Raw genomic sequence first — 17836 nt, 5'->3', positions numbered from 1 at the left:
CATTTTAGATATAAAAAAGCCATATTTTGCAAAAAGAATACAAAAGAAAGCCGAGAATTTTAGAGAAGTTCTTAGTCAAGAAAAAATATTGATATTAAACTTTTATGTCTGTTTCAAAGATAAGTCCTTGATATGCAGGCTTAACATATGGTGGAACATAATTTACCACCTTATTGTAATCAAGCGATCTATCCATATGTGTAAGGATTGCTTGTTTTGGCTGTAAGTATTCTATCCATTGTAATGCTTGATCAACGGAAAAGTGGCTTGGGTGTTTTTCAAATTGAAGTGCTTCAATAATGAGAACGTCCAAATCCATAAGTTTTGCTAATGTTTTTTCGGGAAATTTACTCACATCTGTACAGTAGGCAACATTACCAATACGAAAACCTAAAGAATGAATATTACCGTGACATTGTAAAAGTGTATTAACAATTATTGCTCCACCCTGCCCTTGAATGATAAATTGGCTATCTCCATTGATGAGATGTGCTTTTAAAATGGGTGAATAAGAGGAATCTTTTGGTGTTTGAAAACAATATCCAAAGGCATTTTTTAAATGTTTTAGAGTGAATATATCCGCATAGATATCTATTAAACATTTTTGTGCAAGTGCATAACTACGCAAATCATCAATACCGTGAATATGATCTGCATGAGAATGCGTGTAAAGTGCAGCATCAAGATGGTTTACGTGAGCATTGATCATTTGTGATCTAAAATCTGGACCAGTGTCAATAACAACTGTTGTTTTTTTTCCTGATGGTTTAATGCGTTCAATTAACAAAGAGCTTCTATAGCGTTCATTTTTAGGATTGTTGGGATCACAAGCTCCCCAGTCACCATCAGGGCGAGGTACGCCTGGAGAGGGACCACAGCCTAATATTGTGAATCGATATCGATCAAACATAGCCTTTGCCTTATTTCATTTTGCTAAATAAACGAAAAGCATTATTCGTTGTAATCTGAGCAATCTCTTCAATGCTTAAACCAATTGTTTCAGCCAAAATAGCTGCCGTATAACATATAAAAGATGGCTCATTTGTTTTGCCTCGATGAGGAACAGGAGCTAAAAATGGTGCATCTGTTTCCACCAATAGATGCTCATGAGGTACAATTTTTGCTATCTCGCGAATTTCAAGCGCATTTTTAAAAGTCAAAATCCCTGAAAAAGAAATATAACCACCAAGTTCAATGCCAGCACGAGCAAGTTGCATCCCAGATGAATAACAATGAAGGACAAATGGAAAAGCTCCTTCTTTTATTTGCTCACGTAATATTTTTTCCATATCTGAATCGGCATTGCGTGAATGTATAACAAGAGGAAGCTGTGTTTCTCGAGAGGCAATAATATGTTCTTGAAAAACCTTTTTTTGTTCTTCAGGTAAAGAATAATCATAATGATAATCAAGACCAACTTCCCCAAAGGCAACAATTTTAGCATGCTTTGAGAGATGAATAAGCTCTTTAGCTGTAATATTTTGTTCTTCATGGGCATGATTGGGATGCGTGCCAACAGAACAAAATACTTGCTCATAAGTTTGTGCAATTGCTAAAAGTTTATCTAATTTACGGACATGTGTAGAAATTGTTATTATACGTTCAACATCAACCTCTAAAGCCCGCTGGACTACACCATCTAAATCTTGTGAAAAATCTTCAAAATCAAGATGGCAATGTGTATCAATCAGCATGATATGTCTCATCTTTTTTTAAGATATAACGAGGAAAGATTGGTTCTGGTGGCGGAAGATCAAGACCCTCTTGAATTTTTGTATGACTTATATGGTACAATAACCTCTTGTTTTCAGAAATCGCAAGGCTATCGAGAAGCTTGGTTGCTGACTGTGGTATGAAAGGTAAAAGCATAATTCCTATACGCCGCAAAATTTCTACCGTTATATAAAGAACTGTAGCGAATCTTTCTGGACTATTTTTCCGTAAACTCCAAGGTTCTTCGCTAGCAAAATAGCGATTGGCGTCTGCTATCAGTGAAAAAATAGTTGAAAGCGCTAAATGCAACCCATGAGAAGACATGGCTTGGCGTACAAGCTCAAGCGTTTGAAGAGATTGTTCCAAAAGCTGCTTATCTTGAATTAAAAAAGTTCCAGATTGAGGAACTTTTGCTTGGCAATTTTTGGCAATCATAGACAAAGAACGCTGAGCTAAATTACCAAGATCATTAGCAAGATCTGCATTAATGCGATTGACAAAACCATCATGACTATAATTGCCATCTTGTCCAAATGGCACTTCACGAAGCAGAAAATAACGAAACTGATCAAGGCCATAATGGTCAATCATTTCAAAAGGATCAACGACATTTCCAATGGATTTTGACATTTTTGCTCCGCGATTGAGCAAAAAACCATGCGCAAAAATATGTTGAGGCAATTCAATTCCAGCAGACATTAAAAATGCTGGCCAATAAACCGCATGAAAACGAAGAATATCTTTACCAATAATATGCGTATTTGCAGGCCAAAAATCACGTTTTTCTGAATTTTCATCAAAAAAACCAATAGCTGATAAATAATTTGTAAGCGCATCAACCCAAACATACATTATATGCTTTGGATTATTTGGAACAGCAACACCCCAATTAAAATTTGCTCGCGAAATAGAAATATCTTTTAAACCTGATTTAATAAAACTGATGACTTCGTTACGCCGCTCAAGAGGAGCAACAAAATCAGGGTATTTTTCATAATGTTCAAGAAGAGCTTTTTCATAACGTGAAAGCTTAAAGAAATAACTTTCCTCTTCATTCCATTCAACAGGAGAACCTAATTCTTTTTCGTATCGAATGTTATTTTCACCAACTACAGTATCTTTTTCTTCATAATAGGCTTCTTGGCGAACTGAATACCAGCCAGTATAACGGCCAAGATAAATATCGCCATTCGCTTCCATCCTTTTCCAAATTTTTTGGCAGGCTTTATAGTGACGCTCTTCTGTTGTACGAATGAAATCATCGTTAGAACAATTTAAGACCGCGAGCATTTTTTGAAACACAGCACTATTACGATCTGCAAGTTGCTGAGCTGTCATACTCAACGCTGTTGCTGTTTGTTGCATCTTTAAGCCGTGCTCATCCGTGCCAGAGAGAAAAAATACATTTTTCCCATCTAATCGTTGAAAACGAGCCAAAACATCACTTGTAATTGCACTATAAGCATGCCCAATATGTGGAGTGCCATTAGGATAAAAAATTGGAGTTGTTATGTAATATGTGTCACGCATGTCATACTCATTGTGAAACGCAATAAAAAAGATACACTGGCATAACGCCTGTTCATCACATTGTCACGGAAAAAGCTTACCCGTTGTGAATGATTTTATGAACTCTCAAAAGCAAGTTAATAATAAATTGCTTTTTATCAAGATTAAATGATTGCATTTCCCCTATATCTTGATGAATCTTTTGCCACGCTTGCGCACATTTCTTTGAGAAAGCTAACTCTCCTCTTTCAGCAAACATGATAGCTTTTTTTTGAATTTTATCAAGAATTTCATCACAAAATTGTTGAAACTGGAGTGTAGAAGAAAGGGCTGAAAGTGTTTGTGCAAGAGTATGCACAACATCAAGATTACAAACAGACTGTTCTAAAAAAGTCTCAATGGTTTTAATAATTTCAAAGCCACCATGGCACATAAGTAAAGCAGCTTTTCGAGGACTTCCTTTGGATCTCTTAATAATCATTTCAATGGTTTCATCATCGGGCAAATCCCGATTTGAAAAAATATGCGTAATGACTTGTTTCATCTCATTATCATGTAATGGTCGCAAAGAAATCTTTTGGCATCGTGAACGAATGGTTGGGAGTAGTTTTCCCGGAGAATGCGTAATAATAATAAACAAAGTCTTTGCAGGAGGTTCTTCAAGCATTTTAAGAATTGCATTAGCCGCACTTCTATTCATATCTTCGGCAGGATCAATGATAACGATACGCCATCCATTATCTTGCGCAGTTTGGTTTAAAAAATGCATCACATCGCGGATATCATCAATGAGTATACCTGTTTTAAATTTTTGTGTTTTTAAATCAAAACAACGTGAAATGTGTAAAAGGCCAGGATGACAGCCCTGCGTAATTTGGTGCCATGTAATGGAATTATGCTCCGGCTGCAAAAAATTGCCCTTTTGAGAACTTAGAATATTCCAAGCAAAATGAAATGCCAATGTGGCTTTTCCAATTCCATATTTTCCTTCAAATAATAATGCATGATGTAAACGCCCCTCTTCTCGCATTTGCGCCAAAAAATGACGAGTATCCTCATGGCCAAAGATCACATTATTTTGTGAAGGTGATAAAATTGTATCAATATGGTCATATTGCTGTAAAACACTTACATCATTCATGAGCTTGATCCAATAATAAGCTGCTGACAAATCTTTTTATTTTCTGTGCAATAATTTCTACTGTAGCTGTAGCATCAATTACTCGGAATCTATGCGGTTCTTGTTTTGCTAATTGCAAGAAAGCTTGTCGCCTTTGCTCTTGAATCTCTAAATTATCTTTTTCAAAATGATCAATTGTTTCTGCTTTGTTTCTTCGTATTTTTGCACGTTCCATACCATATGTTGCTGGTATATCTAATAAAAATGTTAGATGAGGTTTTATGCCATTGAGAGCAATAGATTCTAAAAGGGTAAGAATAGAAGAATCTACCCTATTGTTGAGTCCTTGATAAACACGCGTAGAATCAACAAAGCGATCACATAAAATGACTTTGCCTTTTTGCATCGCTGGTATAATAATTTTGTTAACATGGTCAGCACGTGCAGCTGTAAATAAGGCCGCTTCAACAAATGGCCCATACTGTTGGGCCTTACCCGACAACAAAATATAGCGTATTACTTCAGCACCTTCTGTTCCTCCCGGTTCTCGTGTTGTAATAACCTCGTAACCTTTGCTAGAAAGATACTGAGCGAGTAAGGAAATTTGCGTTGTTTTTCCTGCACCCTCCCCTCCTTCAAATGTAATAAAATAACCTGACACGTATAAACCTCAACCCTTATTGTGAGCACACACTACAAATATTTTCGTAACCAGCCAATTGTTATCTCATAGAGTACGTTTTTTACTTTTACAAAGAAGCTTCCTTTCTGAACTTTGTTTCCAGCAAAAACTGTTTTTTCGAGAAGAATCTTTTTATCTTCTAAAATCTGAAGAACACCTATCGGTTGTCCTAAAATGATGGGAGCTTTTAATGGGCCATGATATTTAATTTTCGCTTTAATATTTATTTTTTTTTCATTCGAAAGCATAAGATTTATAGGCTCTTTAACAATAACAGCAACAGAATTTTGCTTTCCACCATAAACAGAAGCATAGCCAATAGTTTGTCCTTGTGTGAAGATCGTTTTAAGAACAAAAGCTCTCATTCCCCATTGAAGGATGCGTTCTATTTCTGTTGTATGTCCTTTACCATTTTGCAAACCATTTATTGCTAAAAAAAGACGCCGATGATTTTGATAAACAGAAACAACCATTGAAAAACCTTCATCTTTACTATAGCCAAAAGCAAATCCTTCTACACCAATTTCTTTAAAAATAAGAGGATTTTTGTTCCGTTGAAAAATATGATTCCAAGTAAAATGAGGCTCGCTGTAAAGCGTATAATAATCGGGATATTCATGAACAATATGACGCGCTAATATGATCATATCGCGCAATGTTATAAATTGTCCTTCTTCAGGAAGCCCCGTTGCATTAACAAAATGACTATGTGATAATCCGAGTATTTTGGCTCTCTGATTCATCAGTTTTGCGAAATTAGCCTCACTTCCCGCTATGCCTTCAGCAAGGATAATAGCTGCATCATTCCCATTAACAATAATTAAACCACGCAAAAGATCAGAAATACTAATTTCTGTCTTTACTTTAGCAAACATAGTCGTTGTACCAGAAGGAGCTCCACCTTTGCGCCAAGCATTTTCACTAACCTTGAATTTTTGTGTACTGCTTAACACACCTTCTTTTAATTGATGAAATATGACTTCAGCGGTCATCAATTTTGTTAACGAAGCCGGGAAAAAAGGAATATCACTTTGTTTTTCAAAAAGTATTGTATCTGTGTTATTATCAAGTAACAGCAATTGCGATGCAGAATTTTGAAAGTTCTGCGCTCTCCCCCACTCGTCTAATATCAACATCCAAACTAAGGTGAATACAACCCTTAAGACCGTGTGCATAACCGCTCCTCCCATATTTGAAGAAACAGCATAAAGAATCTTCTTATACAAGAAAAGACTTGTTTTTTTCCGACTAAGAATCACATCGTGAAATTAAAATAGGTTTCTATTTTGCTTCAGTATTATCACAAAAACCAATACACTTTCTTGTTCATTTTTCATATTTTAATATTAAGTAGAGCATTACCTTATTTCAGAATAAGAAATAATTTCATTTTTTTGTTTGTAATGAAGAGCTTATTATAATGACAAATCCTGATCATCTATAATCTTAACTTATAGATGATCAGAAACAAATATTACTTTTTTAAATAACTGTAATCAGTTAACTGTTATTTTTTTAGTTAACTTATTAATTAAAGCAACTTGCTCAAATACCGTCGGCTTATTAAGCAAAACTGGACCGTTTTCTGGCAATGTTACTGAAAGATTTTTATAAGACCGTTTTTGTGCAATAACGGCCTCTCCTGACTGTTCCTGACTATTTGTAACAAATTTCTTTAGTACGATATCTTCTTTTTCTTTCGAAATATCTGCCAAGGTGAGTGAGGATGACGTGTTATTCCCTGACGTGTAAGAAGCCATTAAATAGGCAGCATCATAATAACCAACAGGTGCTTCAGAAATATATTCCACTTTAACATTTGCTACACCTGCATTTGCATAACCAAGTATTTCCGCAGCTTGTTTTGATAAATCAATGATTCTATCTTTCATAAAAGGACCACGATCATTTACTCTAACAATGAGTGAAGAACCATTTTTTAGATTCGTAACACGAGCATAACTTGGTAAAGGCATTGTGGGGTGTGCAGCGGTCAAAAGATTCATATCATAAACCTCACCGTTTGCGGTTAAACGTCCATGAAAATCTGAACCATACCATGATGCTTCTCCAATACGTTGATAGGTTGGATCATTTCGGGGATAATACCACTTCCCTTTTATTTGGTAAGGTTTACCGACAATAGCTCGTCCCTTTTTTTTCTTTTCTCTTAATTGATTTTGCTCACTTGGATTTTTTTTAGGAAGAACAGCAGTTTGCGCGTCATCAATCGCTTTCTTGTTATAAAAACTTTTTATGATAAAGTGTGCGGTTTGGCTTGCGCAGCAAGACACCAATAACTGGGATACAACGACTACAGAAAGAAATTGAAATGTTGAATTAAAAATAGAAGTAAATTTCTTTTTGCTATTTAAAAGCATTTGCCAGCCCGCTTATTTTTAATTGAGTATTTACTGCAAAAAATCACATCGCACCTTCTGTATACGATAAGGAAATTCACATTTTTAGATGATTCCCCTCACGTATACATAATAGCCTTAAAATTAACCATTTATCAAGAAATTAATATATCGTTAATATTTTTACATTTCCACAAAAATATATCTCTGTCATGGAAAGGGTAAATAAATTAAAAAAATAAAGAAATCAATATTTTATAAATAAAGGATATTTTCTATAATGATTGGCCAGTTATTTTGATTATGAGAAAACAATCATAACCCCATGAGGTCACTTTAATCGAAAATGCTAATAGAAAACGCTTAGCATAAAATCAATAAAAAACTTAAAAAGGTTCGGAGCGTACAGAAAAGTAAATTTAAAGAACCAAAGCAACAAAAATTCCTAAAACTTTTGTAGAAATTCATTGATCTTATTTAGAGTTGGTGAGCGCGCAGGGATTCGAACCCTGGACCTACTGATTAAAAGTCAGTTGCTCTACCAACTGAGCTACGCGCTCCCACAAAAGCTATTCTGCTCTGTAGAAAGTGAGAGGAACATACGGTTGACTTTTCATTTGGTCAACACCTTTTGCAAAAAATATTATTATTCGGTTTAGTTATCAATACTTTTCTGGCCTTTCTCCTTTCTCGATCACTGTGGATACAATCTTTTTTTCTCCATTTTAAGTTCGAATAAAAAGAAAAATTTAGACATAAAATACATTATAACTTTTAAAATACGAAAACATGCATATTATAAAAACGGTAAATATGGTTAATCACAACACCGAAGAAAACAGCGATATGCTCCATTGTTGAGTTTAATACATAGGGCAAAAGAAAAAATATATTAGCTGAAAGATAGGCAGCACATCTTACTAAAAATATATATGAGTGCAACTTTTCTAATGGACAATAAGTGCATATTGGAAAATCTCATTATTATAAGGAAAACAAAGCAAAGATAAATCGGAAAAGTTTAATACAAATTGAAAATATCACTCCTGACAATAAAATTGTCACTCAATATTTTTTTAAATAATTATCGTGGAATAATATGCAATACGCTAGCTTTTCTGACCAAATAAGCAAAATATCGTTTACTTGAGCTCTGTATGGTAAAATTATGAAATAGCTAATTTTTTTCAAGAATCTTTCTTTCAATAGGTGACATAATTTATTTTAGGTTAATACGTCTTATGAAAGAGAGAAAAAATATGTTTTTAAATTTTATTTCTCACGTGTGTTAATATTTGTATATGCAATACAATATAGTAAAAATATTTTTAATATAGATAAAATAAAATTTATAAAATAAATAAGAAATAAATATTTTTATTTTATCTTATAAAATTACAGCATAATTATAAGCACATATATTTTCTTTTCTTCATTTTTTGTTCTTTTGATGGGAATATTGAATGCTAACATGTAAACAATATGAACTACTGTTGTTTATTCATAATCATATGAAAGCAACTGGTATTCCTCCTTCCTTTGATGAAATGAAAATAGCATTAGAGCTTTCTTCAAAATCTGGCATTCATAAGCTCATGATAGCCCTAGAACAACGGGGCTTTATACGTCGTTTGCCAAATCGTGCCCGTGCAGTAGAGGTGATTCGACTTCCTGATAAAATAACATTTAATCTTTCTTTAGCGCGTAAAATTTCTCCCAATATGATAGAGAAAAATAAAAGAAAAATATCAAAAAACTTCAATGATCTTGATAATTTTGAGGAAGAAAAAACAAAAAATGTCACTATTCCTATTATGGGGCGTATTGCAGCAAATATGCCCATTTCCACTATATTGCAACAAACAGGCTCCCTCTCCTTACCACCAGATATGATTAATTTAGGCGAGCATTATGCATTAGAAGTTAGAGATGATTCTATGATCGAAGCTGGTATTTTTGATAAGGATATTATTATTGTCAAACGTCAGAGCACAGCAACATCAGGTGAAATTGTTATTGTATTCATTGATGACAAAGAAGTAACTTTAAAACGTTATCGACGCAAAGGCGCTTTCATTGCATTAGAAGCAGCAAACCCTCATTATGAAACGCGGATATATGGATCTGAACGTATACAGATACAGGGTAAACTGATTGGACTCATTCGCAAATATTAAAAATAAAAAAATAGCTTTATGGTAATTTATATTGCATATGTGTCAAAGATAAAGAGCATTTTTATTTTTAATGAATTAAAAACAGCAAATGAAAATTTAATAATTATAAAGTTGCAGGATTATCATGACAGCACCTCGTATTAGTTTCGTTTCTCTGGGATGTCCAAAAGCATTGGTAGATTCTGAACGAATTATTACAAGACTGCGGTCTGAAGGTTATGAAATTTCACGGAAACATCAAGGTGCTGATGTTGTTGTTGTAAATACTTGTGGTTTTCTTGATTCTGCTCGAAATGAATCATTAACCAATATTGATAAAGCACTCAAAGAAAATGGTAAAGTTATTGTGACTGGTTGTCTTGGTGCGGATCCTGATGTTATTCGCCAAAACCATCCTAATATATTAGCTATTACAGGACCACAGGATTACGAAAGTGTTATAGAAGCTGTTCATACAGCAATTCCTCCTATTCATGATCCATTTATCGATTTAGTTCCTCCACAAGGTATTCGTTTAACACCTCGCCATTATGCTTACTTAAAAATTTCTGAAGGTTGTTCTAATCGATGTAGTTTTTGTATTATCCCTACTCTACGTGGTGATCTTATTTCACGCCCTGTCGATGATGTTCTTCGCGAAGCTGAAAAGCTTGTAAAAGCTGGTGTAAAAGAGCTCCTAGTTATCTCACAAGACACCAGTGCTTATGGTATTGATCTTAAATATCTTGAAAGTCCTTGGAAAGACCGCAGTGTAAAAGCAAAATTTTTTGATCTTTGCCGTGAACTTGGTGATATGGGCATTTGGATACGCATGCATTATGTTTATCCTTATCCTCATGTAGATGAAGTTATTGAGCTTATGGCGGCAAAAAAAATTCTCCCTTACCTGGATATACCTTTTCAACATGCATCACCAACTGTTTTACGCAATATGAAACGTCCTGCTCTTATGGAAAAAACAAATCGTAGAATTGAAAAGTGGAGAGCAATTTGTCCAGATCTCGCTTTACGATCAACATTTATTGTTGGCTTTCCAGGCGAAACAAATGAAGATTTTAATATACTTCTTGAATGGCTAGAAGAAGTAAAAATTGAACGCGCGGGATGTTTTAAATATGAAGGAATCAAAGGTGCTGTCGCCAATGATTTAGGACTAGAAAATATTTCTGAAGAAGTAAAAGAAAGTCGCTGGCATCGCTTTATGGCAAAACAACAACAAATTTCTACACAGCTTTTAAAGAAGAAAATCGGAAAAAGACTCCAAGTTTTGATCGATGAAAGTCAAGGAAAAATTGCTAAAGGCCGTAGCCAATATGATGCTCCAGAAATAGATGGTGTTGTACACATATCATCACGACGACCACTTCGTGTTGGTGAATTTGTTACAGTCAAAATTGAAAAATCAGATGCTTATGACCTTTATGGGATTGCTGTTTAAAGATAAAATTTAAGATTTCACTATGCTCCATAATTCAGCTTTATAATAAGTTTGCAAAATCAAAACTTTTTTTATCGAGCAAATGACTTAAGCGGATATTTGCTAAAGCGCGAATCATGGTATCTTTACGTCCTGGCATTCTTTTTTCAATATCTTTTAGCATTTTTTTCATTGCATTGCGTTGTAAACCATCTTGACTACCACAAAGATTGCAAGGAATAATAGGAAACTGCATTGCTTGTGAAAATTTTTCCATATCTTCCTCAGCAGCATAAACGAGAGGACGCAAAACAAAAAGATCTCCTTCGTTATTTATAAGCTTTCCAGGCATAGCTGCTAATCGACCACCATGGAATAAATTCATAAAAAACGTTTCTAAAACATCATCACGATGATGTCCAAGAACTAATGCAGAACATCCCTCTTCACGTGCTATACGATACAAATTACCGCGCCGCAATCGAGAACAAAGTGAACAATAAGTTTGTGTTTCCACTAATTTATCCGTAACAATAGAATAAGTATCCTCATATTCAATGCGATATGGAATTTGATAAGAATTTAAAAAATCTGGAAGAATGTGTTTTGGAAAACCTGGTTGTCCTTGATCAAGATTACAAGCCAAAATTTCAACAGGTAAAAGACCACGCCATTTTAAGTCTAAAAGAAGTGCAAGCAAACCATAAGAATCCTTGCCACCCGATAAAGCAATAAGCCATTTTTTTCCTGAGGAAAGCATAGAAAAATCATCCAATGCTTGCCGCACATGACGTAAAAGCCGTTTACGTAGTTTATGAAATTCTACAGTCGAAGGAGCATCCCGAAAAATCGGATGACAATCATTAATTCCTCTCAGCAAAGAAGCTGTCTTTTTACCATTCTCTTCCATTGTTTGATATTCGACTGAAATATTATCCATAATAGCATAATCCTGCACAATAAGTAGCTTTCTGCAAGAATAACAGAGACAACAACAGACATCATACAGCTTTAAAAGATACTCAGCGCACCTATAAAATAAGATAAATAAAAAAGAAATGGAGCTACACAAGTCATATTGCTACATATAACAATAAACTTGATATAGCACCATTCATAAAGGCTATTTGTTAACTTTAAAAACTATAAAGCGATGCGCCACTTTTGAGCATATACTAAAACAAAAAAGAGCAACATACCTCCATAGAAAATTTAACGGGAATAAAACTCAACAACCAAATTCGGTTCCATTTGCACAGCATAAGGAACATCCGCAAAAGCAGGAACACGGGAAAACGTTGCTTTCATTTGTTTATGATCTGCTTCAATATATTCAGGGACATCACGTTCTGCTAACTGCACAGATTCTAGGACCAAAACAAGCTGTTTTGATTTTTCACGAACTTCAATAACATCACCTGGTTTACAACGATATGATTGAATATTTGTGCGCCGCCCGTTCACATTAACATGCCCATGATTGATAAATTGGCGAGAAGCAAAGATTGTTGGCACAAATTTAGCGCGATAGACAACAGCATCCAAACGCGATTCCAAAAGTCCGATGAGATTTTCACCAGTATCACCACGCCGGCGAGCAGCTTCTTCATAAGTTTTACGGAATTGCTTTTCCGAAATATCACCGTAAAATCCTTTTAATTTCTGCTTAGCACGTAATTGCACACCATAATCAGAAAGCTTTCCTTTACGGCGTTGTCCATGCTGACCTGGACCATAATCACGACGATTAACAGGAGATTTTGGACGCCCCCAAATATTTTCTCCCATACGGCGGTCAATTTTATATTTCGTTGTTTCGCGTTTACTCATCGCATTTCCTTTAAAAATAAAAGACAAGATCTTAGAAGATCTCAAGGAAACGCGCCCTCCTCTGCCTTTGGATGTAAAGACTGACAGGATACTTTTACATAATGATAGGCAAAACTATCCACGGGACACGTCAATTAATGCCATTTTCTTAAGAAAAAAAGCCACAAGCACTTTTATTGATCTTAAATCCCAAAGTCAACTCCTTTCATGATATTTAAGTAAAATCCTTTTAACAAATGCGCCGTTGAAGAAGTTATATTTTGCGATGTAAATACAGCAAAATCTTTATGTTTTTTTATGCTTTTGGAACGCACTCTTTCTGGTAATAATGACCTTGTGTGTTTGGCGATAGCTTTTGCCGGATCAATCCATTCAACAGGCCATAAAGCTTGTTCACGAAAAAAGCTAAGCAAAAAAGGATAATGCGTACAAGCTAAGACAATAATATCAGTATATTTGCCATTTTTCTCGACAAAGCAGGGAAGAATTTCATGACGTAATTCTTTCAAATCTACAGGCTTTCCACGCAAATAATCTTCAGCAAATCCGGCAAGTTTTTCACTGCCAACAAGCTGAACATGACATTGAGCAGCAAAAGAATTGATTAATTCATGCGTATAAGTACGCTTAACTGTTCCAGGAGTGGCTAATACTGAAATAAAACCAGATTTGGTTTGTTCAGCGGCTAATTTAATTGCAGGAACTGTTCCTACAAAAAGAGTATGGGGGAATTTTTCTCGTAAATCTGTCATCATCAGTGTAGAAACGGTATTGCATGCGATGACACATAAAGCAGGCTTATAAAGCTTTAAAAGATTTGTAAAGACCTTTAAAATTCGATCTTTTAGGATATTTTCTTCCCAATTTCCATAAGGAAATCCCGCATCATCAGCAACATAAATAAATTGCATTTCAGGAATAAGAATGCGTACTTCTCTTAACACTGTTAAACCGCCAATGCCACTATCAAAAAAAAGAATAGGCCGTTTATCCATCAGTTTTTCCATTTGTTTTTAATTTTTTACGTTCACGATCTACGGGTGCCCCACTTCCTCGCGGTAATTGAGGAGAAAAATGATCCAATGAAGAGATAACGCCCCGTAGTAAGCGAATCTCAGATTCACCAAAATGAGCACGTGTAAAAACAGAACGCAGATTTGCAAGCATCACTTCTTTGCGTTCTCGTGGTCTAAAATACCCACGAATATCCAAAGCATCCTCTAATTGAGATAAAAAACCATGAAATGTTTCTTTATTGGCTGGCTCCATCTCTACAGCACGAAAAGCCGTATCGCTCACATTTTCCAAACCTGACTTCATCCATTCGTAAGACATCAGCAAAACCGCTTGCGCAATATTAAGGGAGGCAAAAGCAGGATTAACTGGAAAAGTAATGATTTCATCAACAAGACTGATTTCATCATTTTCTAACCCCCACCTTTCTCTTCCAAATAAAATACCCGTTTTATGTCCAATACCCTCACGCTGACGTAATATTTTTGCTGCCTCAACAGCACTTTTTACGGTTTTAAAGCCGCATCTTTCACGTGCTGTTGTGGCAAAAACATAATGCAAATCAGCAATCGCTTCACGCAATGTATCAAAAACGACAGTACCATTAATGACATGATCTGCTTTACTCGCCGCTGCTCTGGCTTTTTCATTTGGAAATATTTCTCGAGGCTTCACTAATCGAAGTTTAGAAAGTCCAAAGTTTGCCATCGCCCTTGCTACCATACCAATATTCTCGGGCAGTTGTGGTTCGACTAAAATAATAATTGGACCTTCAGTTAAATTTTTACGATTCTTATTGGTTCCAGCCATCAATTCTACCTAATTCTATGTATTACGCTCCTATAGCTGATTTTTGTTGAGCACAATCTTTTAAAGAGAATATTTCAAGAAATAACCTGCTTCGTAACACATTACAGCCAATATTATCTTTTTATTCAAATTGTATGATGAAGATGATTAATAATAAATTGTGCAAGCAAAAAAAACTTTTGTTTTCAGCCCTGAGAGTAATTATGTAAGGCACCTTAACATTAACGATGCATGATTTCATATGCTATAATGCTTACAATGTATAATCTAAGTTGAATTATAAAATTATGCCTTCTAAAAAAGAAATATGCTTTTTATTCCAAAACTTTTTCCTGCAAAACTTATCCATCGTTATAAACGTTTTCTTGCGGATGTTAAATGGGACGACCAACATATTTTCACCGTATCTGTTCCTAATACAGGCTCAATGCTTGGTTTAACAACGCCAAACTCCAATATTTGGCTTTCATATCATAACAATTCCAAACGAAAATACGCATATCAATTAGAAATTGTTGAAGCAAATAATACTTTGGTTGGCATCAATACAACTTTACCTAACAAGCTTGCACTAGAAGCCATTCAAAATGGACTACTACCGGAGTTAAGTGGATATAAAACAATTTTGAAAGAACAATGTTATGGTCTGCAGTCACGGATTGACTTTCTTCTGTGTGATGGCATCCTACCCGACTGTTATTTAGAAGTTAAAAATGTGCATTTTATTCGCCACAAAGGATTAGCAGAATTTCCTGATAGCATAACAAAACGTGGTGCACGTCATCTTGAAGAACTTATAAAAATCGTACAACAAGGAAAACGAGCAGCCATGCTTTATATCATTCAACGAGAGGATTGCACATCTTTCACAATCTGCCATGACCTTGATCCAACCTATGGACGCGAATTTAATTTAGCATTAAAATCAGGGGTAGAATTTTATGCCGTAAAATGCCACGTAAGTGTAGAAGGTATTTTTCCGATTCACCAAGTGAAAATAGAAAACAGAAAAAGCAATGACTGACTATATTGAATATAATAAAATACCCTTAAAATTTAATGGACAAATCCGTATTTTTGATGAGTATGCTTTTGCTAAAATGCGCAACGTTGGTTGTATTGCTGCAGAATGTCTTGATGCACTTACAGATGTTATTAAGCCTGGTGTTACAACCCAAGAAATTGATGACTTTGTTTTTATTTTTGGTGCCCAAAAAGGAGCTCTTCCTGCAGACTTAAATTATCATGGATATGGTCATTCATGCTGTACATCTATCAATCATGTTGTATGCCATGGTGTTCCCAATAAAAGAACCTTGCAAGAAGGCGATATTGTTAATGTTGATGTGACCTTTATTCTCGATGGCTGGCATGGAGATTCAAGTCGCATGTATCCTGTTGGGAAAATTAAACGTGCTGCAGAACGTCTGTTAAAAGTAACTTATGAGAGTCTTATGAGAGGGATTGCTGTAGTCAGGCCTGGTGCGACTACAGGTGATATTGGTGCAGCTATTCAACATTATGCAGAAGCTGAACGATGCTCAATTGTAAGAGATTTTTGTGGACATGGAATTGGTCAGCTTTTTCATGATGCGCCCAATATTCTCCATTATGGAAATCCTGGAGAAGGAATAGAACTAAAAAAAGGCATGATGTTTACAATTGAACCAATGATCAACCTTGGGAAGCCACAGGTTAAGATTTTATCTGATGGCTGGACTGCTGTTACACGGGATCGCTCTCTTACCGCACAATACGAACATACAATTGGTGTCACAAATGAGGGATATGAAATTTTTACACAATCTCCTAAAGATATTTTTTATATTCCAAGCTCAAGTGTGTAAATAAATATAGAAATGTCATGGCTAAAAAAATAAATAAAAAGGGAGATATCAAAAATGATCACTTTATCCAAAATGATCATTTTGCATTGACATCAACTTCACCACTTAATCCAATATCAGAAATAAAAACGAAAAGGCTGCAAAAGAATTCACAGATTAAGCATTACCAAGGACATCGTGAACGTCTTCGTAAGCGCTATTTAAAGTCCAAAGGCAATGCAATTGAAGATTATGAATACCTTGAATTATTACTTTTCCGCACTATCCCCAGAGCAAATACAAAACCGATAGCTAAAAACTTACTAGCGCGTTTTGGTTCATTAGCAGATGTATTGGGTGCTGATATTCATCGACTGCAAGAGATTCAAGGATGTGGACCAGCAACTGCAATTGATTTAAAAATTATTTCAGATGTTGCTGGACGTCTTGCTCGTGCAGAGTTGTTTAAACGTGATATTTTCTCATCATGGGATAAAGTATTAGCTTACTGTAAAGCCGTTATGGCTCATGAAACACGCGAACAATTTCGTATTTTATTTCTTGACAAAAAAAATGGCTTGCTTGCTGATGAAGTGCAACAAACTGGAACCATCGATCACACCCCTGTCTATCCGCGTGAAGTTATCTCTCGCGCTTTGGAATTATCCGCATCAAGCCTTATCATAGTACATAATCACCCTTCTGGTGATGCAAAACCTTCTAAAGCAGATATAACAATGACACATATGTTAAAAGATGCAGCAAACGCACTCGGCATCACTATCCATGATCACCTTATTATTGCACGAAACGAATATACGAGCTTTAAAGCATTAAGACTCATATAAAAATCTTATTAAATTAAAAAAAATATATCTAATTACTCACAACGAATCAATTTCATAAATCAATATCCAATATCGCCATTGAGAAATTATAAGATAATTCATCCTCATCTTCATCTCGATAGATAATACCTAAAAACTCATTCCCAATATAAAGCTCACAAGAATCATCCTTTTTAGGTCGCGCTTTTACTTGCAATGCTGAATTTTGGAATATGTTTTTAAAATAACTATCAAGTTTTTTTATTTCATCAGCATTCACTATGCTCTCCTGTTTTTGAGACTCTCAAATCAAATTCTGAAAGGCAATAAGGCACTCCTAAGATTCTGTAAAGATAGTAAACTTAGTTTCAATTTTTACTTATATTATCATCCAAAATAACGCTATCTCAACATATTTAATAAAGCACCTTTACTAAAAAGATCCATCATCGCCAAATATAACCGTATAGATTGAAAAGTAAAAAAAAAGTTAGCAGAACCTAAGTTTTAAACAATTTTTATTTTATCTCCAATGTCAGCATCTGCGCTTA

Annotated in this window: 17 protein-coding genes and 1 tRNA gene; 5 read left to right on the top strand and 13 right to left on the bottom strand. The window is 35.0% G+C overall.

What is annotated here, in order from left to right:
* Nucleotides 1-94 precede the first annotated feature (94 nt).
* The 8 genes from ABD909_RS00720 to ABD909_RS00685 form a co-directional block, all read right to left on the bottom strand.
* Nucleotides 95-910, bottom strand: a complete 816-nt coding sequence (locus tag ABD909_RS00720; RefSeq protein ID WP_345096030.1) for an MBL fold metallo-hydrolase — start codon at nt 908-910, stop codon at nt 95-97.
* A gap of 10 nt (nt 911-920) precedes the next feature.
* Nucleotides 921-1694, bottom strand: a complete 774-nt coding sequence (locus tag ABD909_RS00715) for a TatD family hydrolase (RefSeq protein ID WP_345096029.1) — start codon at nt 1692-1694, stop codon at nt 921-923.
* Nucleotides 1684-3243 (bottom strand): methionine--tRNA ligase, encoded by a 1560-nt coding sequence (gene metG, locus ABD909_RS00710; RefSeq protein ID WP_345096028.1) that lies wholly within the window; start codon nt 3241-3243, stop codon nt 1684-1686. Before metG ends, ABD909_RS00715 begins: the two co-directional genes overlap by 11 nt.
* Before the next feature lie 76 nt (nt 3244-3319).
* Entirely contained in the window at nt 3320-4363 is a 1044-nt protein-coding gene (locus tag ABD909_RS00705) for a DNA polymerase III subunit delta' (RefSeq protein WP_345096027.1), read from the bottom strand.
* Nucleotides 4356-5003: a dTMP kinase gene (gene tmk, locus ABD909_RS00700; protein ID WP_345096025.1), complete on the bottom strand. Its 648-nt coding sequence runs from the start codon at nt 5001-5003 to the stop codon at nt 4356-4358. The genes ABD909_RS00705 and tmk overlap by 8 nt, the downstream gene beginning before the upstream one ends.
* Before the next feature lie 32 nt (nt 5004-5035).
* The gene (locus ABD909_RS00695) at nt 5036-6199 is read right to left on the bottom strand and encodes a D-alanyl-D-alanine carboxypeptidase family protein (RefSeq protein WP_345096024.1); all 1164 of its coding nucleotides are present in this window, start codon (nt 6197-6199) and stop codon (nt 5036-5038) included.
* A 321-nt stretch (nt 6200-6520) separates the two neighbouring features.
* The gene (locus ABD909_RS00690; RefSeq protein ID WP_345096023.1) at nt 6521-7405 is read right to left on the bottom strand and encodes a septal ring lytic transglycosylase RlpA family protein; all 885 of its coding nucleotides are present in this window, start codon (nt 7403-7405) and stop codon (nt 6521-6523) included.
* A 463-nt stretch (nt 7406-7868) separates the two neighbouring features.
* Nucleotides 7869-7944, bottom strand: a tRNA-Lys gene (locus ABD909_RS00685).
* Between the two features lie 903 nt (nt 7945-8847).
* On the opposite strand from ABD909_RS00685, the gene lexA reads away from it, so the two are divergent.
* Together lexA and rimO are read left to right on the top strand one after the other, a co-directional pair.
* Complete coding sequence (gene lexA / locus ABD909_RS00680; protein WP_345096022.1) at nt 8848-9561, top strand: transcriptional repressor LexA; 714 nt, start codon at nt 8848-8850, stop codon at nt 9559-9561.
* A gap of 124 nt (nt 9562-9685) precedes the next feature.
* Nucleotides 9686-10999 carry a 30S ribosomal protein S12 methylthiotransferase RimO gene (rimO, locus tag ABD909_RS00675; protein ID WP_345096021.1) on the top strand — a complete coding sequence of 438 codons (1314 nt, stop codon included), beginning with the start codon at nt 9686-9688 and terminating at the stop codon, nt 10997-10999.
* A gap of 40 nt (nt 11000-11039) precedes the next feature.
* On the opposite strand, the gene ttcA is transcribed toward rimO, so the two are convergent.
* The 4 genes from ttcA to ABD909_RS00655 form a co-directional block, all read right to left on the bottom strand.
* Nucleotides 11040-11918: a tRNA 2-thiocytidine(32) synthetase TtcA gene (gene ttcA, locus ABD909_RS00670; protein ID WP_345096020.1), complete on the bottom strand. Its 879-nt coding sequence runs from the start codon at nt 11916-11918 to the stop codon at nt 11040-11042.
* A gap of 272 nt (nt 11919-12190) precedes the next feature.
* Entirely contained in the window at nt 12191-12808 is a 618-nt protein-coding gene (gene rpsD, locus ABD909_RS00665; protein WP_345096019.1) for a 30S ribosomal protein S4, read from the bottom strand.
* A 182-nt stretch (nt 12809-12990) separates the two neighbouring features.
* A complete protein-coding gene (gene murI, locus ABD909_RS00660; RefSeq protein WP_345096018.1) occupies nt 12991-13803 on the bottom strand; it encodes a glutamate racemase in 813 nt (270 codons plus the stop codon).
* The gene (locus ABD909_RS00655) at nt 13796-14632 is read right to left on the bottom strand and encodes an RNA methyltransferase (protein WP_345096017.1); all 837 of its coding nucleotides are present in this window, start codon (nt 14630-14632) and stop codon (nt 13796-13798) included. The genes murI and ABD909_RS00655 overlap by 8 nt, the downstream gene beginning before the upstream one ends.
* 307 nt (nt 14633-14939) lie before the next feature.
* Here ABD909_RS00655 and sfsA point away from each other — a divergent pair, with 307 nt between their 5' ends.
* Genes sfsA through radC form a run of 3 tightly spaced genes read left to right on the top strand, consistent with a single transcriptional unit; the run spans nt 14940 to nt 17306 of the window.
* Complete coding sequence (gene sfsA / locus ABD909_RS00650; RefSeq protein ID WP_345096016.1) at nt 14940-15656, top strand: DNA/RNA nuclease SfsA; 717 nt, start codon at nt 14940-14942, stop codon at nt 15654-15656.
* The gene (gene map / locus ABD909_RS00645) at nt 15649-16479 is read left to right on the top strand and encodes a type I methionyl aminopeptidase (RefSeq protein WP_345096015.1); all 831 of its coding nucleotides are present in this window, start codon (nt 15649-15651) and stop codon (nt 16477-16479) included. Before sfsA ends, map begins: the two co-directional genes overlap by 8 nt.
* A 17-nt stretch (nt 16480-16496) precedes the next feature.
* Complete coding sequence (radC, locus tag ABD909_RS00640) at nt 16497-17306, top strand: RadC family protein (protein ID WP_345096014.1); 810 nt, start codon at nt 16497-16499, stop codon at nt 17304-17306.
* A 52-nt stretch (nt 17307-17358) separates the two neighbouring features.
* Here radC and ABD909_RS00635 read toward each other — a convergent pair whose 3' ends face one another.
* Entirely contained in the window at nt 17359-17565 is a 207-nt protein-coding gene (locus ABD909_RS00635; protein ID WP_345096013.1) for a DUF3126 family protein, read from the bottom strand.
* Nucleotides 17566-17836: the final 271 nt, after the last annotated feature.

It is taken from the genome of Bartonella acomydis (assembly GCF_039543025.1).
Classification (GTDB): domain Bacteria; phylum Pseudomonadota; class Alphaproteobacteria; order Rhizobiales; family Rhizobiaceae; genus Bartonella; species Bartonella acomydis.
The sequence above is the reverse complement of the archived record's forward strand: the minus strand, read 5'-3'. Positions and strand labels throughout refer to the sequence as shown.

Excerpts from the sequence above, each read along its gene's own strand:
- radC (WP_345096014.1), top strand. The coding sequence starts at position 16,497 with ATGGCTAAAAAAATAAATAAAAAGGGAGATATCAAAAATGATCACTTT.
- ABD909_RS00705 (WP_345096027.1), bottom strand. The coding sequence starts at position 4,363 with ATGAATGATGTAAGTGTTTTACAGCAATATGACCATATTGATACAATT.
- rpsD (WP_345096019.1), bottom strand. The coding sequence starts at position 12,808 with ATGAGTAAACGCGAAACAACGAAATATAAAATTGACCGCCGTATGGGA.
- ABD909_RS00715 (WP_345096029.1), bottom strand. The coding sequence starts at position 1,694 with ATGCTGATTGATACACATTGCCATCTTGATTTTGAAGATTTTTCACAA.
- ABD909_RS00720 (WP_345096030.1), bottom strand. The coding sequence starts at position 910 with ATGTTTGATCGATATCGATTCACAATATTAGGCTGTGGTCCCTCTCCA.
- ttcA (WP_345096020.1), bottom strand. The coding sequence starts at position 11,918 with ATGGATAATATTTCAGTCGAATATCAAACAATGGAAGAGAATGGTAAA.
- metG (WP_345096028.1), bottom strand. The coding sequence starts at position 3,243 with ATGCGTGACACATATTACATAACAACTCCAATTTTTTATCCTAATGGC.
- ABD909_RS00690 (WP_345096023.1), bottom strand. The coding sequence starts at position 7,405 with ATGCTTTTAAATAGCAAAAAGAAATTTACTTCTATTTTTAATTCAACA.
- ABD909_RS00695 (WP_345096024.1), bottom strand. The coding sequence starts at position 6,199 with ATGCACACGGTCTTAAGGGTTGTATTCACCTTAGTTTGGATGTTGATA.
- sfsA (WP_345096016.1), top strand. The coding sequence starts at position 14,940 with ATGCTTTTTATTCCAAAACTTTTTCCTGCAAAACTTATCCATCGTTAT.
- lexA (WP_345096022.1), top strand. The coding sequence starts at position 8,848 with ATGCTAACATGTAAACAATATGAACTACTGTTGTTTATTCATAATCAT.
- ABD909_RS00655 (WP_345096017.1), bottom strand. The coding sequence starts at position 14,632 with ATGGCTGGAACCAATAAGAATCGTAAAAATTTAACTGAAGGTCCAATT.
- murI (WP_345096018.1), bottom strand. The coding sequence starts at position 13,803 with ATGGATAAACGGCCTATTCTTTTTTTTGATAGTGGCATTGGCGGTTTA.
- map (WP_345096015.1), top strand. The coding sequence starts at position 15,649 with ATGACTGACTATATTGAATATAATAAAATACCCTTAAAATTTAATGGA.
- rimO (WP_345096021.1), top strand. The coding sequence starts at position 9,686 with ATGACAGCACCTCGTATTAGTTTCGTTTCTCTGGGATGTCCAAAAGCA.